At 46.2% G+C, this 26,663-nt stretch carries 19 protein-coding genes; 8 read left to right on the top strand and 11 right to left on the bottom strand.

Annotated features, from left to right (window positions below; translation table 11 throughout):
• Positions 1-6 precede the first annotated feature (6 nt).
• Positions 7-1,140 (top strand): efflux RND transporter periplasmic adaptor subunit, encoded by a 1,134-nt coding sequence (locus tag LG219_RS04875; RefSeq protein ID WP_226763417.1) that lies wholly within the window; start codon positions 7-9, stop codon positions 1,138-1,140.
• Positions 1,140-4,199: an efflux RND transporter permease subunit gene (locus tag LG219_RS04870; RefSeq protein ID WP_226763416.1), complete on the top strand. Its 3,060-nt coding sequence runs from the start codon at positions 1,140-1,142 to the stop codon at positions 4,197-4,199. The genes LG219_RS04875 and LG219_RS04870 overlap by 1 nt, the downstream gene beginning before the upstream one ends.
• 133 nt (positions 4,200-4,332) lie before the next feature.
• Here the strand turns inward: LG219_RS04870 and LG219_RS04865 are convergent, their stop codons facing one another.
• From LG219_RS04865 to LG219_RS04825, 9 genes are all read right to left on the bottom strand, one after another.
• On the bottom strand, positions 4,333-5,238 hold the full coding sequence (locus LG219_RS04865; protein ID WP_226763415.1) for a diguanylate cyclase: 906 nt from the start codon (positions 5,236-5,238) through the stop codon (positions 4,333-4,335).
• On the bottom strand, positions 5,231-8,197 hold the full coding sequence (locus tag LG219_RS04860) for a tetratricopeptide repeat-containing hybrid sensor histidine kinase/response regulator (RefSeq protein ID WP_226763414.1): 2,967 nt from the start codon (positions 8,195-8,197) through the stop codon (positions 5,231-5,233). Before LG219_RS04860 ends, LG219_RS04865 begins: the two co-directional genes overlap by 8 nt.
• Before the next feature lie 116 nt (positions 8,198-8,313).
• Positions 8,314-9,678, bottom strand: coding sequence for a tetratricopeptide repeat protein (locus LG219_RS04855; RefSeq protein WP_226763413.1), 1,365 nt, complete (start codon positions 9,676-9,678; stop codon positions 8,314-8,316).
• Positions 9,662-11,152, bottom strand: a complete 1,491-nt coding sequence (locus tag LG219_RS04850; RefSeq protein ID WP_226763412.1) for a hypothetical protein — start codon at positions 11,150-11,152, stop codon at positions 9,662-9,664. The genes LG219_RS04855 and LG219_RS04850 overlap by 17 nt, the downstream gene beginning before the upstream one ends.
• A gap of 543 nt (positions 11,153-11,695) precedes the next feature.
• A complete protein-coding gene (motD, locus tag LG219_RS04845) occupies positions 11,696-12,466 on the bottom strand; it encodes a flagellar motor protein MotD (protein ID WP_226763411.1) in 771 nt (256 codons plus the stop codon).
• A gap of 9 nt (positions 12,467-12,475) precedes the next feature.
• On the bottom strand, positions 12,476-13,408 hold the full coding sequence (locus LG219_RS04840; protein WP_226763410.1) for a S49 family peptidase: 933 nt from the start codon (positions 13,406-13,408) through the stop codon (positions 12,476-12,478).
• Positions 13,401-13,757 (bottom strand): Rieske (2Fe-2S) protein, encoded by a 357-nt coding sequence (locus LG219_RS04835; RefSeq protein ID WP_226763409.1) that lies wholly within the window; start codon positions 13,755-13,757, stop codon positions 13,401-13,403. The genes LG219_RS04840 and LG219_RS04835 overlap by 8 nt, the downstream gene beginning before the upstream one ends.
• Positions 13,750-14,406, bottom strand: a complete 657-nt coding sequence (locus LG219_RS04830) for an HAD-IA family hydrolase (RefSeq protein WP_226763408.1) — start codon at positions 14,404-14,406, stop codon at positions 13,750-13,752. Before LG219_RS04830 ends, LG219_RS04835 begins: the two co-directional genes overlap by 8 nt.
• Positions 14,406-15,368 carry an RluA family pseudouridine synthase gene (locus LG219_RS04825; RefSeq protein WP_226763407.1) on the bottom strand — a complete coding sequence of 321 codons (963 nt, stop codon included), beginning with the start codon at positions 15,366-15,368 and terminating at the stop codon, positions 14,406-14,408. Before LG219_RS04825 ends, LG219_RS04830 begins: the two co-directional genes overlap by 1 nt.
• A gap of 628 nt (positions 15,369-15,996) precedes the next feature.
• On the opposite strand from LG219_RS04825, the gene LG219_RS04820 reads away from it, so the two are divergent.
• The 4 genes from LG219_RS04820 (at position 15,997) to LG219_RS04805 (ending at position 21,744) form a co-directional block, all read left to right on the top strand.
• The gene (locus LG219_RS04820) at positions 15,997-18,921 is read left to right on the top strand and encodes an Rne/Rng family ribonuclease (protein ID WP_226763406.1); all 2,925 of its coding nucleotides are present in this window, start codon (positions 15,997-15,999) and stop codon (positions 18,919-18,921) included.
• Between the two features lie 140 nt (positions 18,922-19,061).
• A complete protein-coding gene (locus LG219_RS04815) occupies positions 19,062-19,886 on the top strand; it encodes an HDOD domain-containing protein (protein WP_226763405.1) in 825 nt (274 codons plus the stop codon).
• Positions 19,887-20,116: 230 nt separating this feature from the next.
• Positions 20,117-20,818, top strand: a complete 702-nt coding sequence (locus LG219_RS04810; RefSeq protein WP_226763674.1) for a basic amino acid ABC transporter substrate-binding protein — start codon at positions 20,117-20,119, stop codon at positions 20,816-20,818.
• Between the two features lie 128 nt (positions 20,819-20,946).
• Positions 20,947-21,744 carry an amino acid ABC transporter permease gene (locus LG219_RS04805; protein WP_226763404.1) on the top strand — a complete coding sequence of 266 codons (798 nt, stop codon included), beginning with the start codon at positions 20,947-20,949 and terminating at the stop codon, positions 21,742-21,744.
• Between the two features lie 66 nt (positions 21,745-21,810).
• Here LG219_RS04805 and LG219_RS04800 read toward each other — a convergent pair whose 3' ends face one another.
• On the bottom strand, positions 21,811-23,196 hold the full coding sequence (locus tag LG219_RS04800; protein WP_226763403.1) for a UDP-glucose dehydrogenase family protein: 1,386 nt from the start codon (positions 23,194-23,196) through the stop codon (positions 21,811-21,813).
• Positions 23,197-23,389: 193 nt separating this feature from the next.
• The gene (locus LG219_RS04795; RefSeq protein ID WP_226763402.1) at positions 23,390-23,758 is read right to left on the bottom strand and encodes an Mth938-like domain-containing protein; all 369 of its coding nucleotides are present in this window, start codon (positions 23,756-23,758) and stop codon (positions 23,390-23,392) included.
• A gap of 167 nt (positions 23,759-23,925) precedes the next feature.
• Here LG219_RS04795 and LG219_RS04790 point away from each other — a divergent pair, with 167 nt between their 5' ends.
• The gene (locus LG219_RS04790; RefSeq protein WP_226763401.1) at positions 23,926-25,170 is read left to right on the top strand and encodes a pyridoxal phosphate-dependent aminotransferase; all 1,245 of its coding nucleotides are present in this window, start codon (positions 23,926-23,928) and stop codon (positions 25,168-25,170) included.
• Positions 25,171-25,240: 70 nt separating this feature from the next.
• Complete coding sequence (locus LG219_RS04785) at positions 25,241-26,554, top strand: homoserine dehydrogenase (protein ID WP_226763400.1); 1,314 nt, start codon at positions 25,241-25,243, stop codon at positions 26,552-26,554.
• Positions 26,555-26,663: the final 109 nt, after the last annotated feature.

Raw genomic sequence — 26,663 nt, 5'->3', positions numbered from 1 at the left:
AATTAAATGAATAGATTCAGCCTCGCAGTACTCAGTTGCTGTTGTGTTTTAGGATTAAGTGCCTGCGGGAAAGCGCCGGAAACCAAAAATAATACCAAGCGTCCAGTGGTGGTGGTGAGCACGCAAGTCAAGCACGGCACCTTGCCGCATCACATTAGCGCCGTTGGCCACGCCGAAGCGGTACAAACGGTTGAAGTGCGCCCGCAAGTGAATGCACAAATTGCGCAAATTCATTTTAAAGAAGGCGACATCGTCAAAGCCGGGCAATTGCTGTTTACGCTCGATTCACGCGGCGTGCAAAGCCAAGTGGGCCGCAGCAAAGCCCTCACCGAAAAAAGCAAAGCCGAGTTTGCCGAGGCTGAACGTAATTTAAAACGTACAGAAGAACTCGCTCAAGCTGGATTTTTATCACCATCGGCAGTCGATACCGCACGCGCTAAAATGGGCAGTTTACAAGCCCAAGTGGCAGCAGCCCAAGCTGATGAGCGCGCCAATGCCGTGGATTTGTCCTACACCCAAATTCATGCGCCAATCACCGGCCGAACTGGCGCAATAGCTTTAAAACAAGGCAGCTTAGCGCAATCGAACGCCACCCAAGCCTTGGTGACGATCTCACAAACTGACCCGATTCAAATCAGCTTTAATATCAATCAAAGCGACTTACCGGCCCTACTTGCGGCGCAAAGCCAAGGCAAAGTTCCGGTGCAAACACAATTACCGAACGGCCAAACTCGCCTTGGCGAATTGGTGTTTCTAGATAATACCGTCGATAAAGCCAGCGGCACCTTATTGGCCAAAGCGCAATTTGCCAACGCCGATTTACAATTGTGGCCAGGACTCAGCAGCACCGTCACGATCGAATTGGCCGAACAAAAAGGTTTAGTTGTGCCGATTCAAGCGATTCAAACCGGCCCTGAGCAGCGCTTTGTGTATGTCATCGACCAAAACAAACAAGCGCAGGTCAAGCCGATTCAAGTCATTCGTAATGTTGGTAATCAAGCGCTGATTGAAGGCATTGCCGCCGAAACCAAAATCATCAAAGAAGGCGGCCAAAATGTGCGCCCTGGCGCTCAAGTGATTGAAGCGAGTCGTCCGTCCGTGGCCGCGAGCAACACCGCCTCTGTGCAAGGGTCAAAATAATGAGTCACGGAATTTCTTGGTGGGCGATTCATCGCCCAGTGGCCACGCTGTTGCTGTGGATTGCCGTGATGGTCGCCGGCACGATTGCTTGGTTTCATTTACCGATTGCCGCACTGCCGACTTACGATACGCCAACAATTAGCGTATCGGCCAGCTTAACCGGCGCCTCACCCGAAACCATGGCCAATGCGGTGGCAACGCCGCTCGAAAAGCAATTTTCAACCATCCCGGGCTTGGCGACGATGACATCGACCAGCAAGCTGGGCAGCACCAATATCACCTTGGAATTTGCCCCCTCGCGGGACATTGAATCAGCCGCGGTCGACGTACAAGCCGCGCTGTACCGCGCCAATCGCAGCTTGCCGAGCGATATGAAAAGCCCGCCCAGCTATCGCAAAGTCAATCCATCGGATGCGCCGATTTTGATGCTAAGTATTAACTCGCCTTCGCTATCGCTGGCGCAACTGAATGATTACTCAGACAACCTGATTGGCCCGGCTTTATCCACCATTGATGGCGTGGCTCAAGTGACCATTTACGGGCAAAAACGCTTTGCGGTGCGCGTAGCGGTCGATCCGGATTTATTGGCTGCGCGCGATTTATCTTTGCCTGAATTAGCCAGCGCGCTCAAAACAGCCAATGCCAACTCACCCGTCGGCCAGCTTGAGGGCGAGCGCCAAACCTTAATGCTCGAAGCCAATGCCCAGCTCAAAAATGCCGCTGAATTTAGCCGACTCGTTATCGCCACCAAAAATGGTTTACCGATTCGACTCTCGGATGTAGCAACGGTGGAAGACAGCGTTGAAAACATCAAATCAGGTAGCTGGATTGACGGTCAGCGCTCGATTATTCTGGCTATTTTGCGCCAGCCCGGCGCCAATACCGTCGCCACTGTAGATGCCATTAACGCCATGTTGCCGCGACTGACGTCGCAAATGCCCGCCTCAGTTGAAGTTAAAAAACTCAATGACCGTTCAACCTCGATCCGTGAATCGATTCATGACGTGAGTTTGACCTTGCTACTCACCATGGGCTTGGTGGTGTTGTCGGTATTGCTGTTTTTACGCCGCGCCGCCGCCACGTTAATTCCATCGGTATCGCTCCCGATCTCAATGCTGGCAACGTTTGCGTTGATGTACTGGCTGGGGTATAGCCTAGATAATATTTCATTAATGGGCCTAACCGTGGCGCTGGGCTTGGTGGTCGACGATGCGATTGTGGTACTGGAAAACATCGTTCGCCATATCGAAGAAGGCATGGCGCCATTGGAAGCCGCTATCACCGGCGCAGGAGAAGTCGGCTTTACCGTGGTCTCGATTTCGATTTCGCTGATTGCAGTGTTTATTCCGATCTTTTTTATGCCCGGCACCATCGGCCTGTTATTTCACGAATTTGCCGTCGTCGTGTCTTTAGCTGTATTGGTTTCAATGGCGGTGTCGCTCACCTTAATTCCACTGTTTGCCGCGCGCTTTTTAAAATCGCACGACGAAGAAAAAATCGAGCCGGCGTGGAGTCGCTATTTTGAAGCCGGTTTTAATCGCTTACTGGCCGCGTATCAGCGCAGTTTAGCCGTCGCTTTACGCCATCAACGTTGGATGCTGTTACTCACCTTTGCCACTTTTGCCGCCACCGCCGCGCTATACATCCAAGCGCCAAAAGGCTTTTTCCCACAAGAAGACATCGGCCAAGTGCAAGCAAGCATGGATGCGTCGCCGGATATCAGCTATCCAGCGCTGTTGGTATTACAGCAAAAAGCAGCACAAGCTTTACTCGACAATCCCAATGTCGCCACCGTCGCCTCGAGCCTAGGCAGCAGCGGCAGCGGTGGGCGTTTCTTTATCACGCTCAAACCGCGCCAAGATCGTCAAAACATGGCGAAAACGCTCGATAGCTTACGCAAATCAACGGGTAAAATTGCCGGCATTAGTATGTTTTATCGCCCGACCCAAAATTTGCAGATTGGTGGGCGTAGCGGCAAAAGTAGCTATCAATATACTTTGCAAGCCGTGAGTTCTGATCAGCTGGAATCATGGACCGATCGGCTTAAAAACACGCTGGCCGCCAACCCGACATTCCGCGACGTGACCTCTGATTCGGAACAAAAAACGCTGCAAGCCAAAATCAATATCAATCGTGATCGCGCCAGCGAATTAGGCATTGATATGCAAAGCTTACGCGACACACTGTATGGCGCGTATGGCGAGCGCGAAGTAGCAACCATTTATGCGCCGCAAGACAGCTACTCAGTGCTGATGCAACTAAAAGACAGCGCACGCCAAGATGAAAACGCACTTAATTTACTTAAAGTGCGTAGCAAGTCGGGGGCCTTAGTGCCTTTAAGTAGCTTTGCTACCATCGAAAGAACCGCCGTTACCACGGCAATCAATCACCAAGGCCAGCTACCGGCGATTACGATCTCATTTAACTTAGCCGAAGGTGCGTCGCTGTCGGATGCTGCACGCGAAATTAAAGCCAGCGAAAGCCAAATCGGCCTGCCCGGTTCGATCTTTGGCGCATTTGCTGGGGATGCCGCACTGTATCAACAAACGCAATCGAGCCAGCTCTGGCTGATTTTGATCGCCGTTGCCGTCATTTATGTGGTGCTGGGGGTGTTATACGAAAGCTGGATTCACCCGATTACCATTTTGGCGGGTATTCCATCGGCAGCCATTGGCGCGCTACTCGCGCTGCAAATCACTGGGCTAGAGCTGACTTTTATTGCGATGATTGGGATTTTGCTGTTGGTCGGGATTGTCAAAAAGAACGCCATTATGATGATCGACTTTGCGCTTGAAGCGCAGCGCAAAAACGCGCTACGCCCCATTGATGCCATTACTGAGGCCAGCGCCAAACGCTTTCGGCCGATTATGATGACCACCCTCGCGGCACTAATGGGCGCATTGCCTCTGGCACTGGGTTTGGGCGCAGGCGCTGAACTACGTCAACCATTGGGGGTGAGTATTGTCGGCGGACTGATTTTCTCGCAATTGATCACGCTCTACATCACCCCTGTTTTATATCTCACCTTAGAAAAGATTGGCAAATCACGGGGTATATAGCAGCAGCGAATATAAAATAGACTATAGGTGGCAATACCCATGCCACCTATAGTTTAACGCTGCACAATAAAAGACCTATAGCGAGAATAGCCATCTCCCGCGAACAGGCATTCATGCCATTTGCTGGTTAGCTTTACAAGCAATGGAAATGACGAACTTGATTACGGCCCAAATCTTTGGCCGCATATAAGGCTTTATCAGCATTCATCAATAATTGAGCATGTTGAATGCGACAGCTTGGCGTTGAAGTGGCCACGCCAATACTCACCGTCACGCAACGGGTCACCGCACTATTTAAATGTGGAATTTGCAAAGCCTCAATACTGCTACGAATTCGCTCGGCAATTTGTAGCGCCAACTCCTGATCTGAGTTTTCAAGCACACAACAAAACTCTTCTCCACCATATCGCGCCGCCACATCCGTCACTGAGCGTAATGAAGATTGAATCACCCCAGCCACGCGCTGCAAGCAAACATCGCCCGCAATATGGCCATATAAATCGTTATATTGTTTAAACGAATCCACATCAATTAACAAAATCGACAAAGGCTGAGCAAGCCGCAATGATCGATCTTGTACTTGATCAAGTAATTCAAATAATCGCCGGCGATTGGCCATTCCGGTTAATACATCGGTTTGCGATAACACCCGCAATAAATCTTTAGTCCGTTTTAATTCCAAATGATTGTGCACTCGAGCACGAACAATTGAGGCATTAAATGGCTTAATAATATAATCAACAGCCCCCGCCTCTAAACCCCGAGTTTCTTGCTCAGGGGATGATAAAGAGCTAATAAAAATTATTGGAATATCCCTAGTTTCTAACTTAGACTTTAGAATCTCACAAAATTTAAACCCATCAATTTCTGGCATCATAATATCAAGCAAAATCAGTTCAGGTAATTGCCGCTCAATATGACTTAATGCCTGCTCAGCACTCAAAGCAAAATGCACATCTAGCTCATCACCCAGCACTTCACCCAATGTTTCTATCGTATTCATTTGGTCATCAACCACCAAAATAAAAGCCTCATCCATTAATAATCACCTCTTCCATTGCCATAGGGATTCGTTGATTCAATGCGGCTAGTGCAGCAGGATAGTCCAATTTTTCTAAGGCACCCGTCACGTCGACTAGCAAATTAAATTTAGACTCTGGTAATTCTTTCTGCAAAGCGACGAGTAATTTTCTAGCGCGTAAACTATTATTTTTCAAGGCCGCTTGCAACCCTAAAGCAGTGGCTAAACTACTGATCGGCAAAATACCATCAGCTTGAATCAAAGCACTCGGCATCGATTCAATTTCAATTAACGGCAGTATTTTATTTTTCGCTCGCAACCATGCTTGTTCCAATTCATAAAAATCAGGTAGATTTTTGATCGTTTCCTTTTGCTGCTGAAATAAGGCATGCTCTAATTCACTCGCTGTTCGATAAAAATCCATCAAGCCTAATGTCCCTGACACACCACGCATTGCATGAATTTTTTCAATATAATCATCCAAATGATCGATATCTTTAAGCTGATTAATGGCAGTAAAAAAATCTTGATTTTCGGTAAAAAAATGCAATAGCCAGCGTTGATAACGAGATAAATTACCATTCAATCGATCTAATGCCTCATCAACAGCAACACCTAAATCAGTTAATTGATCTATCCATTGTAGAGCTGACGCTGATAGTGATTTTTTTAAACTTGTCATATCTTGATCAGCAGTTTTTTTCATCAGTGGTAATACAATACCGCGCTGCAATTGATAATGAATCGCTTGATTTAATGCTTGATGCAAACCACGAGAAGAAACCGGCTTGGTTAAATAATCATTCATACCAATCGCCATACCCTCACTTTGCTCTTTGGCAGTGGCATTAGCGGTTAAAGCGACAATATAAACATCAGGATCTTTAATACGATATTGTAAATTACCCCCCTCACGAATCAAACGTGTCGCCGTCATACCATCCATAATTGGCATTCGCCAATCCATCAAAACGACATCAAAATTCATTTCAGACAAAGCCCGTAATGCTTCCTCACCATTGTCCACGACACTCAACGAAAGATTCATTTCTTCAAGTAATGCACGCACAATCAATTGGTTAGTTTCAACATCCTCGGCATATAAGACTTTTATTTTATAATTTAACGACTGCAATGGGCATTCATATTTTGATAGCTCAATAGGAACGTCTGCGATAGGCAATGGCACTTCAACTCTAAAATGACTACCTTCATTTGGTGCACTGGTTACTCCCAAAGAGCCATCCATTAAATCAATTAAGCCACGACAAATTGACAAACCTAAGCCAGTACCCCCATATTTACGCGTTGTTGAAGTATCCGCCTGTTCAAATTTTTGAAATAAACGACCAATCGTTACTTCATCCATACCAATACCGGTATCACTAATCAAGATCTTAACTTGCTCATGATCACGATAAGCGGTGATTGTGACTGACCCTTGCTCGGTAAATTTAATTGAATTACCAATTAAATTAAATAATATCTGCCGTATTCGAGTTGGATCGCCCAAACAACCTGCAGGACTAAATCGAGCAATATTTAATATAAATGTGATGCCTTTTTCCTCTGCGCGTGCAGTAAAAAAATCGACCACTTGGTGTAATAATTTGATCAAATCAAACGGAATAGATTCAATCGATAGTTTGCCAGATTCAATCTTTGATGCATCCAGAATATCATTAATTATTTCCAATAATAACTCTGCATTTTCTAAGCCCATTCGAACTTGAGTACGCGTCGCTGGTCGCAATTCTTTTTGCCCGCCCGCCAAGCGTAGCATGCCAATGACACCCGACAACGGAGTTCGAATCTCATGACTAATTAATGCTAGGAAATCACTTTTCGCCTGATTAATCGCAATTAATGTGTTTTTCTCAGCAAGGTGCTCTGCTTGTTGTCGAATACTTTCATTTAAAATATTTTGTTTTTGCTGCTCTGATTTTAATAATTTCAATCGCATTTCCATGCGCGAGATCTTGCGCATCGTGCTACTTTCTATTTGGGTAAAAGTTCGCTCTTTAGCTAATTTAATCGCCAATTCAGTATGGCGCTCATACAAAGTGAGCGCCAATTCAAACTGGCCCATATGCTCATAGACTGCAGACTGAATGCGACTCGCTTTCATTTCTTGATGCTGTGAACCGCCTTGATAGGCGGCATCAAGTGCATGTTGCGATTCAACCAAAGCTACCTGCATATCGCCTTGCAATAAGGCAACCTCAGCAATCCCGAGCTGCCCCATTACCGTAGACCATGCATAATGGTGGCGTTGTGACAAAGTAATCGTTTGTAAAAAGCACTGTCTTGCTTCGTTGTATCGCCCCAAACCCAGCTGCGAAAAACCAGAATGCATAATCGCTTCACTCATCATCGCGGCATCATTCGTTTGCGAGTAAAGTGCACGACAAGATGCCAAATGCTGCAATGCTAATTCATGCTGTGCTAATCGCTGATAATCATGCCCTAGCCATAAATGCAACATCATTAGTAATTGGTCATCATTTAATTCTTGAACATAATCATAAGCAATTTTATGATGCCGTAATGATTCTTCAGCCATATCAAAATACAGATATACACCACCAATACCAACATATGCTTTGATGTAATGCACAATAGAATGCTGATCAAGCGCTAACTCAAGACACTGCCCCCAAGTACTTAATGCCGTATTTAAATCACCTAAAATATAATAAACTTTACCTAAGCACTCATAAATATCTAACAATAATGCATCTAAATTCAATTTCACGGTAATTTTTAATGCCGACTCTAATGTCTGCCGAGCGGAAATATAATTTCCTGTTTTTTCAAATGCCTCGCCACGTAAAAACAACGCCTGAGCTAATATAGTTTCATTATCGACTTCTTCGGCTTTTTCGATCAACTGTGCTGACAGTAACAATGCCTGCTGAAAATTATGCCTTCTAAACTGTTTTTGCTGTAATAATAAATTGGCCAGTTGCTCAGACATACTCCAGCTCCTTTTTCAATAAAACATCAACCTGTCTAAGCATGGTCTCATTGGCAAGCTGTAGTTTAAATTTAACTTTTATTTTATCTTTTCCATATCGCTCCCATGGTAATGCTTCAATGGCAAAGGACAAAGGACAAAGACTGAGCAAAATCCATTAAAATGAAACTCGATTCTTTTGGATAGATAATATAACGATATGGTGGTACAAAGACCCATAAATCACTCAAAGCACAATAATCATTAAGTAATATCGAAATACGCTGTTCAATAACCGAGTCAATCAATAAATCAAATGTAAGTTCAATCACTCGATCACTAAAATCAGCGGACTCACATCGCAAACGAAACTGTCTTAAATGTTGCAATGAAACACCAGGAACAACCCAGCCAGCTAGTTTTTCAAATTTAATATGCGTTCTAATCAATAAACTACGCGCCTTATCCAAGCGATTTAAATTTAATCTAACTCCTTTCTCACCGATTTCATCCGTAATATGTCGAATGGTTTGCCGCTCATAAGCGCGTAATACACTTAAGGCTGCAGCATAATCACCATATTCACGGTACGCCTGATAAAGTAAATAATTCAATCTAGCATCTAAATCATTATGATTAATATCTTTTAATATTTTTTTCGCACTCAATAAAATAGGGAAAATATCACCCAGCTGATTATTGCCTTGCAAACCTTCGCCATAGTTAATAGCTGTAATACAATAACCCCACATCATTTTATAATGCTTGGCGATTGCCAAAGCAGCTTCATAGTAAAACACAGCCAATTCATTGTTAGCATTTTTCCAATATGAAATCGCATAACCATTACAAATTTGCACCAGCCATGTCATATCACCATGGGCCAATGCATAGGGTTCAATTCGAGTCAGTAAAGCCAAAGCGGCATCATACCGTTCCGATAGTAACAAACCCTCCATCAAAAATATGCCACTTTTAGCAATTAATTTATTACTATGAATTGATTCTGCCAATTTCAATCCATTACGCATTAAAATATCTGCGTTTTCATATTGACCTAAATGATAATACACCATTGAGGCATTTAAATATGCCTCAACACCATACTCTAATTGAGTTAATTCCAAAGCCAAATCAATTGTTTTAACCCAAGTCTCAATCGCCAATATGTATTTACTATTTCTCTCCAACGCAACCCCAAGCCACAACATGGTGAAAGGTAGGTGCTCGATATCTTTATTTTTTTCAACAGACTTATATCCTTTTTGTAGCCATGTTAATGCTTTAATATTTTCATCAAACGCCAATAAAATTCGTCCATAGAGTGCATAGGCATATCCCAGCCAAGGATGTGCTTCATACTTACAGCGCTGTAGCAAATCTACACACAAATTACGACTATCCGATCCGGCATCCCAATATGCTTTCTCTACGTCAAAAAATTGAGATTCAATGGTTTGAGTAAAGGCTAATTTGTTTTTTTCATTAAATAAGTAATTCAATTTTTTGGCCTCCCTCTTCCAAAGGTGAAAGCAATTCAATTGCGGACTGAATCGGAATTAATTGAATTTTGACTGCCGGCGGATTTAACCCATGCCAACGCCATGGAAAACCATCGATTATTTTTACTAGCTGACTCAACGCCATCGCGGAATTTACATAGGCTTGGTCCGGAATAATTAAGTAGGAAAAATTAGGTAATTTGGTCCATGTTGATTCAGCCAAGCAATACTCACGCAATAAGGCATTCATTTTCTGTAAATACAGTCCTGTAACATATAACAAGCCAAGTAGCTGAACATGAATTATTTCAATCGAGCAAGTCGCGCTCAAACACTTCAATTTAAATTGCTGGTAGCGAACCCTAGATTCTCCAGGGGAAATTAAATCCAGCATATGCTCAAAATTCTGCCTCGTTTTAATTATTTTTTTTCTAGATCGATCTAGTCTTGATAAATTTAATGCGCTTCCTTTTAAGTCATGGAGTAAATGATTATTTAATAATGATTCAGAAAATTGCTTATATTTTTTTATTTCACACAATGCAGACTTAAAATCACCAATGTGCTTATATGCATTCAATAGCAATTTAGCACTTTGCTGCCTTACATTGCCATAATCAAATTGATTAATCCCTTCAACTGCAATTTTTAAGCAAGCAATAGCTTCTTCAAATCGATTTTGATAAATTAAAAACTCACCATATTTCAACAATGTTAATGATTTTGCCCAAAGTGCATGATTAAAATTTGAAATGGCGAGCATGGATTCAAAATAAACCTCAGCCAATTCAGTTTCATTCATTCCGGCATACGCAGAAGCAATATTAACACCAGCCTCAACCACCCATGTCATATCGCCATATTGCAGAGCACTAGATTCTATTTGATTAAGAATATAAAGTGCACTGGCATGATCGCCTGACTCATTTAGATAGTTAGATAAAAAAATCCCACTTTTGGTAATTTGCTTGTGATCATTTAGTAAAACGGCTAAACGATACCCAATAATTAATATTTCTTTTGAAGCATCATATTGCTCTGCAAAATAATAAATCTGGCTAATATTCACATAAGACTCAATCGCAATACTAATCTGAGAATACTCTAATGCCAATTCTACGGCATAAGTAAAATCTTCCACGGCAATAACATGACGCTTCAAATTAAGATTACATTGCCCACGCCATAAATAAGCTTCAGCTTTTAATTCAAATAAAGAATGATTCTGAATTTTTTTTAGTATCTGTGTTATTGCATATAGAGCAGCATGATATTGCCCCTTGCCCCATAACATTTTGCTGTGAAGTAGCTGCATTTTAGTTAACTGAAGTGCCGATAGTTCCATTTGCTTACAGCGTGCTAATAAGGCGCAACTTGCCGCATAAGCTTGTTCAATATCGAATAAAAATAACTCCTCAAGCTGCTGAAAAAAAAATGGCAGCTGATCATTACTCGCCGATGAAAAATCCTGCAAAGCTCACCCCTTGGCACTCAGCCTACATCGATATGACTACAATCAGGTTAGTTGCTTAATTTTAAAATTGCGAGAATTGTCACAATTCAACGGATAAAATTAATTAAAAAAAAATACTGAAGAAAGTATTTACTTGATTTTCTATTTAACACCATGGTCGGCGCGTTTTTAAATCCACTAAACCACTTTGTTCAAGAATCAATCACTAAATTTAGTAGCACTGCATTAGGGTCTGTTGAGGTTTGTTTTCCGACTGGGTTTGTACGGCTTTTGGCCAGAGGCAAGATACGAGGTATCAGGCCCGAAGCCGCAAAATACTTGGGACTGGGCCTTATACCCGTTTTGGTAACTACAAATTGGAAGGCGGGGGAATAACTGAGAGATAGAACGTTTACGTGCGATGAAGATCGCTACAGCACGCAATACAATGGCGTAAATAACGATAGAACGAGCTAATAATCAACACATCTTGGCGATACTCAAATAAATCAGTGGGGAGATTACCGGGCTAACATACCGCTTTATCGAAAAATAATATTCAGGCTATGGATTGCTCGGCAAGATGGCAACTTCATCTTTGTTATCTGCCAAAATATTTAAGGTCACGCGGCGATTTTTAGCGCGTCCTTGCGCAGCATCGTTGGTATCCATGGGCCGAAACTCACCAAAACCAATTGCCGCCATTCGCTGCGGCGCAACGCCTGCCTGCTCAAATAGACGCACCACACTCGCCGCGCGAGCGGCTGAAAGCTCCCAATTACTTGGAAATTGCCCAGCTCGAATCGGTTGATTATCGGTATGACCCTCCACTTGTATAAGGTTGTCACTCCCTTTAACCAAGTCGGCAATGGTGCTTAAAGCGTCTTCTGAGCTGGCTTGTAGGTCTGCACGTCCAGTATCAAATAAAATTGAATCACTAATTTCGACAGCAATCCCACGTTTTGACTGTGTCACTTTCACCTTGCCCTGATCAATCAGACTGCCCAATGACTCGCGCAAGTCATTGGCCATACCTTTCATTTTTTGCGTTTGTTGCTCGAGTTTAGGGTTGTTTGGACTGGTTTGAGGCGCTAATTTAATTTGTGGTGGACTACCTTTGATTGCTTGGTTATCTAATTGCACGGCGGGCGGATTTTGCTGTGGCTTAAATGCATCGACTAATGAATTGGAGAGCACTTTGTACTTGCCCTCATTCACCGATGAAATCGCATACATCACCACAAAAAAAGCAAACAACAGCGTGATAAAGTCGGCATAAGAAACCAGCCATCTTTCATGATTTTCATGCTCTTCATGCCGTTGTTTGCGTGCCATAAAGCCTACTTATTTGATTTGTAAACCAAGATGAGTGCTTAAAGTGGTTGCCGCAGCAACCCCCAATTGACGTGCCAAGCGATCGGCATAAGTCGGTTGCGGCGTAAAATCAACGATGTTATCGACTTTGACAATATCACGCGCCACACTTTCAACCGAGCCTAAGCCATCGACTAAACCAAGTTTAACGCCTGTTTCACCTGACCAAACAAGACCCGAGAATAAATCAGGATTGTCAGCCAATTTTTTACCACGCCCCGCTTTAACTACGCCAATAAATTGCTGATGGATTTCATCGAGCATATCAATAGCGCGCTCTTTTTGTTCAGCGCTTTGTGGTGAAAATGGATCTAAAAAGCCTTTGTTGGCCCCTGCAGTGAGTAAACGACGCTCAATCCCGACTTTTTCCATGGCCCCCGTAAAACCAAAACCATCCATCAATACGCCGATCGACCCCACAATCGATGCCTTATCCGCATAAATTTGTTGACCGGTTACTGCGGCGTAATAACAACCCGAAGCGCAGATATCTTCAATCACCACATAAAAAGGGATTTGTGGATGCAGTTTTTTGAGCCGCTGAATTTCATCGTGCATCATGCCCGCTTGAACAGGGCTGCCACCTGGACTATTGGCACGCAAAATAACTGCTTTGGTATTTTTGTCCTCAAACGCAGCGCGCAAACCTTCGGTTATCAGCGCACTCGTCACCTCGCCACCAGCGGCAATTGTGCCTTGCAGATCCACGACCGCGGTATGCGCTTTCATGCTGGCTTTATCACCATCTTTGCCCAACCAGCCCATTAGCAAAGCCAAGATGAGAAATAAATAACTAAAGGTCAGTAACTTAAAGAAGATTCCCCACCGACGTGCGCGACGTTGTTCTTTAATCGAGGCGCCGAGCACCTCTTGCAAAACACTACGCTCTTGCGCTTCATTCATTCCTATTTCCTTCCTCAGTCAGCCAAATGGCCTCATCTTGTTCAAATACAGCAATCGATTGCAATCGTTTCCCCGCGCATGGGCCACCTAAACATAGACCATTGCGAGGATCGTAATAAGCACCGTGGGTAGAACAGACTAAATACTGTCGGCTCAAGTCAAATACATCGCCGAGATTGTAATCGAGTTCAATCGGAATATGCGCACATTCATTGAGGTAGCCATACACTACCCCCTGAAAACGAATCAAGATGGCTTGACGTTCTCGTCCTTGCTGTCTCAAACCAAAGCGAAACGCCAAGCCACACTCAACCACATCCGTCGACACGCAAATTTGGCGCTCAGCCATGCGCCAAAATCCAATCCGTCAATCGACTAAAATCATCAAAATGCGCCAAGGGCTGCAAAGACAACAACTCTTCTAACGAATGTGCACCATAGCTTAATGCCACACTCGCCGTTCCGGCATTGATTGCCAGCTGTAAATCATGCGTGGTATCGCCAATCATTAAAGCCCGATGTCCTTCGATATCGCATGCATCCAGAATGTATTCCAACATTGCAGGATGCGGCTTAGAAAAAGCTTCATCCGCAGTGCGGCTCACCTCAAAAAATGGCGACAATCCCGTCGCGGCTAACACACGATCCAAACCTGCGCGTGACTTTCCGGTGGCTACCGCCATGCGAAAACCTGCAGCTTGTAAACGTAACAAACCCGCTTCTACACCCGGATAAAGCTGTAACTCATGGTCTTGAGTTAAAAAATGACCACGGTAAGCATCAACAATACGCTGAATTTGCTCAGCATTTAATTGTGGCCCCAAATATTGCATCGCTTCATGTAGGCCGTAACCGATGACAAAGCGTGCATCCTTATCACTCGGTGCAACCAAACCGACATCGAGAAAAGCACGCTGAATCGAGCGTGCAATCATGCCGGTACTATCCATCAAGGTGCCGTCCCAATCGAACACCAATAAATCAAATTGTCGGCTCATTATTTTCCTTGAGAATTCAATATATCTAAATATGATTGCAACTCGACGGGCAAAGGCGCTTCAAGCACCATCCGCTCGCCCGTCAAAGGGTGATCCAAACTTAAGCGCCAAGCGTGTAAAAACATCCGCTTCAAACCACGCCTAGCTACGGTTTTATTCACGGAGAGATCGCCGTACTTATCGTCGCCTAAAATCGCATGACCACTGGCAGATAAATGCACCCGAATTTGATGCGTTCGACCGGTTTTAAGTTCACATTCAAGCAAACTGGCTTGATCTGCCCACACTTGCTTACGATTTACGGTGGTCTGAGACGTTAAGCCGTCGCTATGCACTTTGACTCGTCGCTCACCTTCTGGTGTTTCATACTTAAGCAGTTTAAATTTCACATGACTGCGTTCATTCGGCCAAACACCTTCAACCAAAGCCAGGTAACGCTTATCAATGCGGTGGTTTTCACGCAACACTTCGTGCATCTTAACTAAAGCACTGCGCTTTTTAGCCACCAGTAATAATCCAGAGGTATCGCGATCTAAGCGATGCACCAATTCTAAGAATTTGGCTTGTGGCCTTTGCGCCCGCAAAAGCTCAATCACCCCAAAGCTAATTCCGGATCCGCCATGCACGGCCATGCCAGACGGTTTATTTAATACAATCAAGGCATCGTCTTCAAAAACGACCGGAATTTGTACTGCCTGCGCAGCACCAGAAACGGTCGCCGGCACCGGCGCTTTCTCTGCCACACGCACTGGTGGAATGCGAATCACATCATTTGCAACAATGCGATAAGTCACATCGACGCGCCCCTTATTTACTCGAATCTCGCCAGCGCGAACAATGCGATAAACATGGCTTTTAGGCACCCCTTTCAACATTTTTAATAAAAAATTATCGAGCCGTTGACCGGCATCTTCTGCTTCGACCGTCACGAAAGTGACAGACGCTTTGCTAGTCTCGGACATATTGACATATACTCTGTGACGCGCTGCAATTTGCAGCAAGTTGTGGCCGCTTTAAGCTAAATACTTAAAGACTGGGGTGGCAACGCAATTTAGGTATTGATGAAAAAATACTGCTAAATTGCCCGTGGTGAGGCTTTACCAAAGCACACCACCGATCTAATTAAAAGTTCCGCTCTTTGACCGCAAACTCAGCGTTATCAGCTGACGAATTCTTTCCCGCCGTAGATAAAAATACTTTATCTGCCAACTCCAGATTTGGAGCTGATGCGCGGGGCTCGTCATGCCAGAGCGATGACGTCGGTTATCAGAGTCGGAGAACGGTTATAACGCTCACCGTAGCATCAAGCAGCGATGGTAATTGATTTATTACATTAGTGCACTGACCGGATTGATTCACACTAAGTTGTCTAAACCAAAGAAACTTAGGGTATAGCTAGACAGACCTCATAATGATTATTGTGGAGAACGATACCCAGTTCCTAAGCCACAACAACTAGCCATTGTGTTACCTCCCACAGATTTAATTTCAATCTGTGCCAGATAGCATGACTACTTATTGTGCCGAACTGCCGTCTTCATCACCCTGTTGATTTGCACTCAATCTGAGCAGTGTGCGCCGGAGTCCTACATGAAGCGCATGCTATTTAACGCAACACAAGCTGAAGAGCTACGTGTTGCGATTGTCGACGGTCAAAAACTGATCGATCTCGACATTGAAACCGTTGGCAAAGAACAACGTAAATCCAATATCTACAAAGGCGTCATCACTCGCATCGAGCCATCGCTTGAAGCGTGTTTTGTTGACTACGGTTGCGACCGTCATGGCTTTTTGCCGTTTAAAGAAATTGCTCGCTCTTATATGGGTGATGGCGAAGGTGGCCGTGGCCGCGTCGCTGGCAATCTTTCTGAAGGCCAAGAAGTCATCGTTCAAGTCGAAAAAGACGAACGCGGCAATAAAGGCGCAGCCCTCACTACCTACATCAGCTTGGCCGGTCGTTATTTAGTTTTAATGCCAAATAACCCACGTGGCGGCGGTGTTTCTCGCCGTATCGAAGGCGAAGAGCGCAATGAATTACGCGCCGCGATGGATCAGCTGGATACGCCAGTTGGCACCAGCCTGATTGCCCGCACTGCCGCCATTGGCCGCAACGCCGAAGAATTGCAGTGGGACTTGTCCTATTTGCTACAACTGTGGCGCGCCATCGAAGACGCAGCAACCAAACAAACTGGCGCATTCTTGATCTATCAAGAATCTAGCCTGGTGATTCGCGCCATCCGCGATTATTTCCAACCGGATATCGGTGAATTACTCATCGACAAACGTGACATCTACGAGCAAGCGCAGCAATTTATGGCGCACGTGATGCCGGGCAGCGCGCACAAAGTCAAATTCTATCAAGATGATGTGCCTCTGTTTTCACGCTTTCAAATCGAACATCAAATTGAAACCGCCTATTCACGCGAAGTGAGCTTGCCATCAGGCGGCGCCATCGTACTCGATCGCACCGAAGCCTTGTGGTCAATCGACGTCAACTCGGCCAAAGCCACGCGCGGTGGCGATATCGAAGAAACCGCAGTACGTACCAACCTTGAAGCGGCCGATGAAATTGCCCGTCAAATGCGTTTGCGTGACGTCGGTGGTTTGATCGTGATCGACTTTATCGACATGGAAAACCCGAAAAACCAACGCGAAGTAGAAAACCGCGTCCGTGAAGCATTACATCACGACCGTGCTCGCGTACAGACCGGCAAAATCAGCCGCTTCGGCCTGCTTGAATTATCACGCCAACGCTTGCAACCAAGCTTAGAAGAAACCAGCCACATGGCTTGCCCACGTTGCCACGGCACTGGTTTCATTCGCGGTATTGAATCATCGGCATTGCACATCTTGCGCATCATTCAAGAAGAAGCAATGAAAGAAAACACCGGTGCAATCCACGCACAAGTGCCTGTTGATGTAGCGACATTCTTACTCAACGAAAAACGCGCAGAATTGTTTGCAGTTGAAGATCGCCTCAAAGTCGGCGTGATTTTGATTCCAAACACACACTTAGAAACACCGAACTACAGCATCACGCGTTTACGTCATGATGATGTCAATCAACTTGAAGATATCCTGCCGTCTTATCGCATGGTTGAACAACCAACTGATGAAGGCTATCAGCCAGCTAAAGCCAAAGAAGAGCAAGCCAAGCGTCAAGAAGCAGCGGTAAAAGGCATTACGCCATCACAACCAGCGCCAGCAACATCCGAGCGTCCAACGCGTCAAGCAGCTCCCGAAGTTAAAGCATCGCTATGGCAAAAAATTGTTTCATGGTTTAGTGCGGCGCCAGAAGTGGCTAAAGCTGAAGAAGCGAAACCTGCACCGCGCCCACAACGTGGCCGCAATGAGCAACGTCGTCCGCGTAACGAGTCACGTCCAGAAGGTCAACGCAGTGAAACACGTGATGCGAGTCGAGATCGCACAGAGCGTAACGCACGCCCAAGCAACAAGCCACGCATTGAAGAAGACTTGCAAAAACGTGACGGCCAAAATCGACCTGAGAAAGCTGAACGACCTGAACGTGGCGAGCGGCCTGAGCGTCAACCACGTCCCGAGCGCCAACCGCGTGCGGAACGTGCGCCACGCAATGAGCAGCGCAGCGAAACCCTCAAAGCCGATTTAGCGGCAGTCACCACTGCACCGGAACACACAGCAACCTCGTCTGCCGATGGCAATGCCGAAACGCGTAGCCGCCGTCGTCGTGGCCGTCGTGATCGTCGTGACCGCATGGATGTCGAAACTACAGCAACTGAAAGTACTGCAATTGCTACTGAAGCGCCAGCAACAGAGGTCGAATTGATTAAGGCGACCGCAGAAGCACAAATCGCGACCGCACCAGTAGTGGCAGAGATTGTCGCGCCAGCGGTCGTTACAGTTGCACCTGTTGTTGCTCCTGCACCTGTTGTTGCTCCTGCTGCTCCTGTTGTTGCTCCTGTTGTTGCTCCTGCTGCTCCTGCTGCTCCTGCTGCTCCTGTTGTTGCTCCTGCTGCTCCTGTTGCTCCTGTTGCTCCTGTTGCTCCTGTTGCTACCGCTGCTCCGGCCACCATCGCTTCAACACCCCAAGCCGCTGAAGAACGGGTTGTTGCTGCACCCGCGATGCAACAAGCTGCTGCAACTGAATCAGTTGCTGCCACGCCAGCCATACACCAAGAAGTCGTAGCTAGTGTGGCGATAAGCAATGTGCAAGCTCCCGCTGTTGAAACCAAAGCAGCGCCTCTAGAAGCAAGTAACTTAACGCAAGTCGCAACACGTCAATCGACAGCCGATCAGCCCGAAGTCGTTAGCAATACGACAACGGCGCGTCGACGCAATGCCGCGACGAAACCTATCATCGTCAATGAATCCATTGAGCTAAAAATGGTAGAAACAACCGCAGCAGTTGTCATTGCAACGCCAGTTGATGCTCAGCCACCAAAAACCGTCCGCCGTCGCCGAGATATTGCAACAGAAACTCAAGCCAAAAGCACAGATGTAGATGGCTTATCTCAAATTGAGACCCATCACGACTAGTTCTTAACTCGGTCTCCATCGCCCAAAGCCGTACTCAATTCATGAGTACGGCTTTTTTACGTTTGGAAACTGGCATAGTGATTTTGGGTGTTCTAGTATGACTAGGCGCAACTGACAAAAATACACAGGGAGTAAGACCAATGAAATTAGAAGAAGTCTTTGAGCAAACTCATAAATTACCCACCATTCCTAAAGTCGTTCAGGAACTCATCGATAGCTTTAGCAACGATGACATCGACATTGACACGATTGCAAAAAAAATCGCGCAGGATCAGGTAATTACCGCCAAAGTACTCCGTCTTGCCAACTCCGCACACTTTGGTGCCAGCCGCCAAATTGGCTCAGTTCAAGAAGCCGTTGTCGTTTTAGGGTTTAATACGGTGCGTACACTGGTGGTGGCTTCTGGTATTACCGGTGCTTTTGTTGCAACGCCTGGCTTTGACCGTAAAGCATTTTGGAAAAACAGCCTGTCCGTGGCCACCATTTGCAAATGGCTTGCCAAGCAAGCCAAGATTAATGGCGAGGTCGCCTTTACCTGCGGCATGATTCACAATATTGGTGAAATGCTGATTCATATCATCGCACCGGAAATTGCGGTCAAAATTGATAAATTTGTTGAAAGTGGTGGTGATCGCGTTGCATTGGAGGCCAATAATATTGGTTTTGACTATGTGATGGTCGGCGAAGAGCTGGCTAGACGCTGGAATTTCCCAGTTGAGATCCAACTGGCAATTCGCGGTCAAAACGCACCACTAAGCCAAGACCCCATCAGTAAGCTCACTGCAGCTCTGTTTTTAGCCAAGCTCATTACCGTTTTGTCGGCAGAAAAAATAAGCATCGAAGAACTGGCCGAACAAATCCCTGACTCGATCTTAGTTGAGACCGGCATCAATAAAGACGAATTGTTCTTCAAACTTTCTGAATTGTCTGAGCTATCCAGCGGAATGGATGACATCATTGGCTAAGTGCTCGTGATCGCCATCAACCGAGGGTCTGTTGCCACACCAAACATCAACAGACCCTAGGGATAATCCTGATTATATTGAACTTTAAACCTTACTAGCATCTGGGCAGCGTGAGAATTTTGTGTATTTCATATACAATTCTCGTCCTGCCCTTTTTCTTGTTGTACCTGGAGATAATAATGAATACAAAAAAACTAGGTTTTCTTGCTAGCGTTCTGTTTGCCAGTCTGATGTTCAGTACACATGCCCATGCTGCAAAAGTGTATCAAGTTGCCACCGATGCCGCTTATGCACCTTTTGAATCACTCAACAGCAAAAAAGAAGTGGTGGGATTTAGCGTCGATATCCTCGAAGCGATTGCCCAAAAAACGGGGATGAAAATCAAATTTATCAATACACCATGGGAAGGGATTTTTGCCACCCTACCCAATGGCGATCGTGACATGGTTATTTCATCGGTCACCATTACCCCTGAACGTAAACAATCAATGGACTTCTCTGAGCCTTACTTTGAAGCTAAACAATTGATTGCAGTAAATAAAAAGAACAAAGTAAGTAAATTCACTGATTTAAAAACCATCAAAGTCGGTGTACAAACGGGCACGACTGGTGATGAAGTGATTCAAAAGTTACAAGGTAAAACCAGCCCTAACATTAAACGATTTGAATCAACCCCGCTGGCCATCAAAGAATTAGAAAATGGCGGTGTTGATGCCGTTGTTGCAGATAATGGTGTCGTAGTAAATTTTGTTTCAAACAACCCAAAATCGAATTTAAAAACCATCGATGATGCCACTTTTGCCAAAGAGTACTATGGTATCGCAGTGAAAAAAGGCAATAAAGCCTTGATCGAGCAACTTAATAAAGGCTTGGCCGCAATCAAAGCCGATGGCACTTACGAAAAAATCTACACCAAGTACTTTGGTAAATAAGCAAATGACGAGCAGTCACTGAGCAGTCATTTAAGTTTGATCCGTTCAATTTGCATTCAGCATCAACCTGAGAAGCGCACCGCTGAACGGTCGCGCTTCTTTTTCTTCTGTATCAAATAGGTATGACCATGGATTTCATTACGATTTGGCAACAAATCCAACAAACAGCACCACTTCTTGAAAACTTCCAACTACAAATTGTTTGGGAATATCGAGATCTATTTATTGACGGCGCCAAAATGACGCTCGGCATCACCTTAGTTGCGGTGACCGTTGGGACTTTAATTGGTCTGTTTGCCGGCATGGCTCGATTGGCAGAGGTCAAACACGGTGTCTGGAAATATCCAGTTAAACTACTACTACGCTGGCCAGCCACTGCTTATGTGACGTTTTTTCGTGGCACACCGCTGTTCGTACAAATTCTATTAACACATTTTGCCGTCATGCCGTTATTGGTCCATCCCGATACCGGCATTTTACTGAGTGGCGATATGGCGGCCACATTACGGCAAGAGTACGGCGCATTTTTATCCGGTCTGGTTGCGCTAACTTTAAATGCCGGTGCCTACATTACCGAAATTTTCCGCGCGGGGATTCAATCGATTGCCAAAGGGCAGTTTGAGGCATCACGCTCGCTCGGCATGTCTTACGGGCAAACCATGCGCTTTGTGATTATTCCGCAAGCATTCCGCCGCATGTTGCCGCCACTTGGCAATGAAGCCATTATGCTGGTTAAAGACAGCTCCTTGGTGTCGGCCATTGGCTTGGCTGAACTGGCCTACGCGGCACGTACCGTTGCTGGGGCCTATTCACGGTATTGGGAGCCGTATCTCACCATTTCATTTATTTACTTAATCATGACCTTGATACTGGCCGCAGGCGTGAGTCACTTAGAAAAACGCTACCAACAAAGCGGCGGCATGTAAGTACCACAAAGGTTGATCGTTGCCGCACGCGACGATCAACCCATTAAAGATCTATTTAATCCCGATTCAATACAGCGCTTCAGTAGATTGCTCGGCCAGCGATGTGCTACTCACGTTTGCCGGATAAATTTGCTTGCGGCCAATCGGATAATACTCAAAACCCTGCTTGGCCAAATACTGCGGTTCGTACAAATTTCGTCCATCAAAAATAATCGCCTGCGACAATAAGGCTTTTATTTCAGCAAAATCCGGACTGCGAAACACCTTCCACTCGGTCATGATCACCAAGGCATCCGCCTGCACCAACACCGCCTGAGGGCTTTCCCCATAGTGCAGCCCAGTGGCATTGGGCATGATCCGCCGCGCCTCCGTCATCGCCACCGGATCATACGCCGCAATCGTTGCGCCTTGCGCCAATAGATACTCAATTAATACGCGGCTAGGGGCATCGCGCATATCATCGGTATTGGGTTTGAATGCTAACCCCCACAATGCAAAATGCATGCCACTTAAATTACCGGCAAAACGCTGATTAATTTTATGAATAATGACTGATTTTTGCGCTAAATTGGCTTGCTCCACGGCCGAAAGCACCTGCAGCTGAATGCCATTTTCGTTCGCCGTGCGTTGCAATGCTTGTACGTCTTTCGGAAAGCACGAGCCGCCATAGCCCACACCTGGATATAAAAAATGGTAGCCAATGCGCGGATCGGCACCGATCCCTTTGCGCACCAGCTCAATATCAGCACCTAAAATTTCAGCTAAATTGGCCAATTCATTCATCAATGAAATACGCGTCGCCAACATGGCATTAGCCGCATATTTGGTCATTTCAGCCGAACGAAGATCCATCAATAAAATTCGATCATGATTACGCACGAACGGCGCGTATAAAGCATGCAATAAATCGCTCGCCGTTTCATCCTCACAGCCAATCACAATTCGATCTGGCCGCATAAAATCATCAATCGCCGCCCCTTCTTTTAAAAACTCCGGGTTGGCAACAACGGCAAAACTCGAGTTTAAACCGCGCTGCGCCAATTGATTGGCAATCACAGCGCGGACTTCATCCCCCGTGCCCACAGGTACCGTGGATTTATTCACAATCACTTTATAGGTATTCATGTGGCGGCCAATATGACTTGCCGCCGCCACAACATATTGCAAATCGGCCGAGCCATCTTCATTGGGTGGCGTGCCCACGGCAATAAATTGAATCGTGCCATGCGCCACCGATTCAGCAATATTGGTTGTAAAACGTAATCTTGCAGCAGCACGATTGCGCTTGATCATTTCTTCTAAGCCCGGCTCATAGATCGGTACGCCACCTTGATTGAGCAACTCAATTTTGCTCGCATCCACGTCCAAACACAGCACATCATTGCCGTACTCCGCCAAACACGTTGCCGTCACCAAGCCAACGTAGCCCGAGCCAATAACCGTCACTTTCATTTTATTTCCCCAATCAGGGTGAAAATCGGATGACTTACAAGAAATAAGCGATGGGTATAAACACCTAAGGCTTATCTGTATTTATCTACAAACAAATACCTAACAAAAATTAATAAGCAACCCGAAATAACATTCATTCATACGCAATGAAAATAACAGATTGATTTTACTAATTCATGACAAGAAAGTTGAATTAAGTATGTAAAACCAAGGCCAAAACACGGCGATTTTCTGCCGTGAGCACATTAAAAGTTCGGCACAAAGCACCGGTATCCATCACATCGACCCCAATTCTTTGACTCGATAGCGCCGCATACAGCTGTGGATGGGGAAACTGAATCTTGCTTCCCGTCCCCAACAGCACCAGTTCAGGCTCATACACCAACAAGTCAGCAAAGTCTTCTGCCGTTAAAGCGGCAAACGACGTTGGACGCCACGAATGGATTTCATTAGGCAACACCAAAACGCTGCCTTCAAAACGCTCATCGTTCACTTTGACGCCAGTGGCGTCATACGCCGTAAATTGATTCACATTTTTTACTCTGGATTGGTGCAGCTTCATCACAACAGACCTTATTTAAATGATTTTCAACGATTCTACCAAAGCCACCGTGTGCAAAATGCAAAAATACGTGCGAACTCAGGATTTAATACACGTAGATGACCATTTCCCTCATTCTTTCGTTAGAATACGGGGTTTCCCTGAAAAACCTTTGCGCAGGCCATACGATGGAAGCCATCCTCAAGTCCAACAAATTATTGAACATCTGTTACGAAATCCGTGGACCGATTCCAGAGCGAGCGCGGCAGATGGAAGAAGAAGGCCATCGCATTATCAAACTCAATATTGGCAACCTCGCCAACTTTGGTTTTGATGCGCCCGAAGAAGTCGTGCAAGATGTGATTCGCAATTTGGCCAATGCCGCCGGTTATGTGGATTCCAAAGGTTTATTTCAAGCGCGCAAAGCCATCATGCATTACACCCAACAAAAAAATATCGCCGACGTTACTGTTGACGATATTTATATTGGCAATGGCGCGTCTGAGCTCATCGTGATGAGTATGCAAGGCTTACTCAATACCGGTGATGAAGTCTTAGTACCGATGCCAGACTATCCGCTCTGGACCGCCGCAGTCAGCCTCGCAGGCGGTACGCCACGGCATTATCTCTGCGACGAAGCCGACGGTTGGCTGCCATCAATCAGCGATATGCGCGCCAAAATCACCCCCAAAACGCGGGCGATTGTCGTCATCAACCCCAATAATCCAACGGGTGCGCTGTATCCAGACTCGGTGCTGCTCGACATCATTGCGCTGGCGCGCGAGTTTGGCCTGATTATTTATGCCGATGAAATTTACGACAAAGTGCTTTACGACGGGGTTAGCCACACCTCAATCGCTTCGCTGGCCGATGATGTGCTCTTTGTCACGTTTAACGGGCTGTCGAAAAACTACCGCGCTTGCGGCTATCGCTCCGGTTGGATGATTGTTTCTGGTGAAAAACATTGCGCCAAAGACTATATCGAAGGCCTCAATATGCTGGCGACGATGCGCTTGTGCGCCAATGTGCCATCGCAATACGCCATCCAAACCGCGCTCGGCGGCTATCAAAGCATTGATGATTTAGTGTGCGAAGGCGGCCGTTTAGCCAAACAACGCGATTTGGCTTACAGCATGCTCAGCGCCATGCTCGGTGTTTCGGTCGTCAAGCCACAAGCCGCGCTGTATATGTTCCCCAAACTCGATCCAGAGATTTACCCGGTGAGCGACGATCAGCAATTGATGCTCGAATTGCTACAAGATGAAAAAGTGCTACTGGTTCAAGGCACCGGCTTTAACTGGCCACAGCACGATCACTTTCGCGTGGTTTTTCTGCCTAATTTGGACGACCTCACTGATGCACTCAATCGCGTTGCCCGCTTTTTGACGCAATGGCGTAAACGCCATGGCACCGGTGAGTTTGCTGCAAAATAACCGTAGGGTGGGTCTGCCACCCGCTATTAAACCGTCGGGTTTCGCTAACCCGAGCGACAAGGGAAGCAAAATGAAAGCAATCAACGTTGGCCTCTGCGGCGTAGGAACAGTCGGTGGCGGTACCGCCACCGTTTTAAAACGCAACGGTAATGAAATCGCCCGCCGCGCTGGCCGCCCTATCATCATTACCATGGCCGCCAATCGCGACTTAGATCGCGCACGTGAATTACTCGGTGACGATGTTCTGCTCACCGACAATGCGATGGATGTGGTGAACAATCCCGATATCGACATCATCGTTGAACTCATCGGCGGCACCACCGTTGCCAAAGACTTGGTTTTAGCCGCGATTGCCAACGGCAAGCATGTGGTGACGGCCAATAAAAAACTCATCGCCGAATACGGCAATGAAATTTTTGCCCTCGCCCAAGAAAAAGGCGTGATGGTGGCGTTTGAAGCCGCCGTTGCCGGCGGTATTCCAGTGATTAAAGCACTGCGCGAAGGTTTAACCGCCAACCAAATCGAATGGGTGGCCGGCATTATCAACGGCACATCGAACTTTATCCTAACGGAAATGCGCGATAAAGGCTCAGCCTTTGCCGATGTCTTGGCCGAAGCGCAGCGCCTCGGTTACGCCGAAGCCGATCCGACCTTCGACATCGAAGGCCACGACGCCGCGCACAAACTCACCATCATGAGCGCGATTGCTTTTGGTATCCCCGTTCAGTTCGACAAAGCGTATTTAGAAGGCATCAGCAAGCTTGACGCGGCCGATATTAAATACGCCGCCGAATTGGGCTATCGCATCAAATTACTTGGCATGACGCGCCGCCGCCCGAACGGCATTGAATTGCGCGTGTCGCCAACGTTAATTCCAGCGGGTCGCTTGATCGCCAATGTCGATGGCGTAATGAATGCGGTGCTGGTCAAAGGTGACGCCGTAGGCGCAACCATGTATTACGGCCCGGGCGCTGGCGCCGAACCAACCGCCTCATCGGTGATTGCCGATTTGGTCGACATCACTCGCCTGCACACGGCCGATCCAGAACATCGCGTACCGCATCTAGCGTTCCAACCGTCGCAAATCGCCAATTTGCCGATTTTGCCGATCGACGAAGTGGAAACTTGCTACTACCTGCGCTTAACCGCCAAAGATTTACCTGGCGTGTTGGCCGATGTCACCGGTATTTTGGCTGAAGGGCAAATTTCGGTCGATGCTATGCTGCAAAAACCTGCTGCGGCAGCCGGCGGCACGGCTGAGATCATCATCGTGACGCACATCGCGATCGAAAAAAACATCAACATCGCCATCGCCAAAATCGAAAACCTCGCCAGCACGCATGGCAAGGTAGTGAAATTGCGTTTGGAGCATTTGAACGGCTAAAACAGCGGCTACGAGGCGCGAATGCGGCTTCATCAGCGCCCCTCAAAATCCTCATGTACTCAATGTACATTCCGGTTTTTCGAAGCGCTGATGCATTGCCTTCACGCCT

The sequence above is a fragment of the Deefgea salmonis genome, from assembly GCF_020531905.1.
GTDB classification, from domain to species: domain Bacteria; phylum Pseudomonadota; class Gammaproteobacteria; order Burkholderiales; family Chitinibacteraceae; genus Deefgea; species Deefgea salmonis.
Note: the sequence above shows the minus strand (reverse complement) of the source record. Positions and strands in the feature narration are given on the sequence as shown.

Coding starts and splice junctions, on each gene's coding strand:
- LG219_RS04840 (WP_226763410.1), bottom strand. CDS start 13,408: ATGAATGAAGCGCAAGAGCGTAGTGTTTTGCAAGAGGTGCTCGGCGCC.
- LG219_RS04830 (WP_226763408.1), bottom strand. CDS start 14,406: ATGAGCCGACAATTTGATTTATTGGTGTTCGATTGGGACGGCACCTTG.
- LG219_RS04805 (WP_226763404.1), top strand. CDS start 20,947: ATGGATTTCATTACGATTTGGCAACAAATCCAACAAACAGCACCACTT.
- LG219_RS04815 (WP_226763405.1), top strand. CDS start 19,062: ATGAAATTAGAAGAAGTCTTTGAGCAAACTCATAAATTACCCACCATT.
- LG219_RS04800 (WP_226763403.1), bottom strand. CDS start 23,196: ATGAAAGTGACGGTTATTGGCTCGGGCTACGTTGGCTTGGTGACGGCA.
- LG219_RS04785 (WP_226763400.1), top strand. CDS start 25,241: ATGAAAGCAATCAACGTTGGCCTCTGCGGCGTAGGAACAGTCGGTGGC.
- LG219_RS04790 (WP_226763401.1), top strand. CDS start 23,926: ATGGAAGCCATCCTCAAGTCCAACAAATTATTGAACATCTGTTACGAA.
- LG219_RS04860 (WP_226763414.1), bottom strand. CDS start 8,197: ATGTCTGAGCAACTGGCCAATTTATTATTACAGCAAAAACAGTTTAGA.
- LG219_RS04810 (WP_226763674.1), top strand. CDS start 20,117: ATGTTCAGTACACATGCCCATGCTGCAAAAGTGTATCAAGTTGCCACC.
- LG219_RS04835 (WP_226763409.1), bottom strand. CDS start 13,757: ATGGCTGAGCGCCAAATTTGCGTGTCGACGGATGTGGTTGAGTGTGGC.
- LG219_RS04870 (WP_226763416.1), top strand. CDS start 1,140: ATGAGTCACGGAATTTCTTGGTGGGCGATTCATCGCCCAGTGGCCACG.
- LG219_RS04795 (WP_226763402.1), bottom strand. CDS start 23,758: ATGAAGCTGCACCAATCCAGAGTAAAAAATGTGAATCAATTTACGGCG.
- LG219_RS04825 (WP_226763407.1), bottom strand. CDS start 15,368: ATGTCCGAGACTAGCAAAGCGTCTGTCACTTTCGTGACGGTCGAAGCA.
- LG219_RS04820 (WP_226763406.1), top strand. CDS start 15,997: ATGAAGCGCATGCTATTTAACGCAACACAAGCTGAAGAGCTACGTGTT.
- LG219_RS04865 (WP_226763415.1), bottom strand. CDS start 5,238: ATGGATGAGGCTTTTATTTTGGTGGTTGATGACCAAATGAATACGATA.
- motD (WP_226763411.1), bottom strand. CDS start 12,466: ATGGCACGCAAACAACGGCATGAAGAGCATGAAAATCATGAAAGATGG.
- LG219_RS04875 (WP_226763417.1), top strand. CDS start 7: ATGAATAGATTCAGCCTCGCAGTACTCAGTTGCTGTTGTGTTTTAGGA.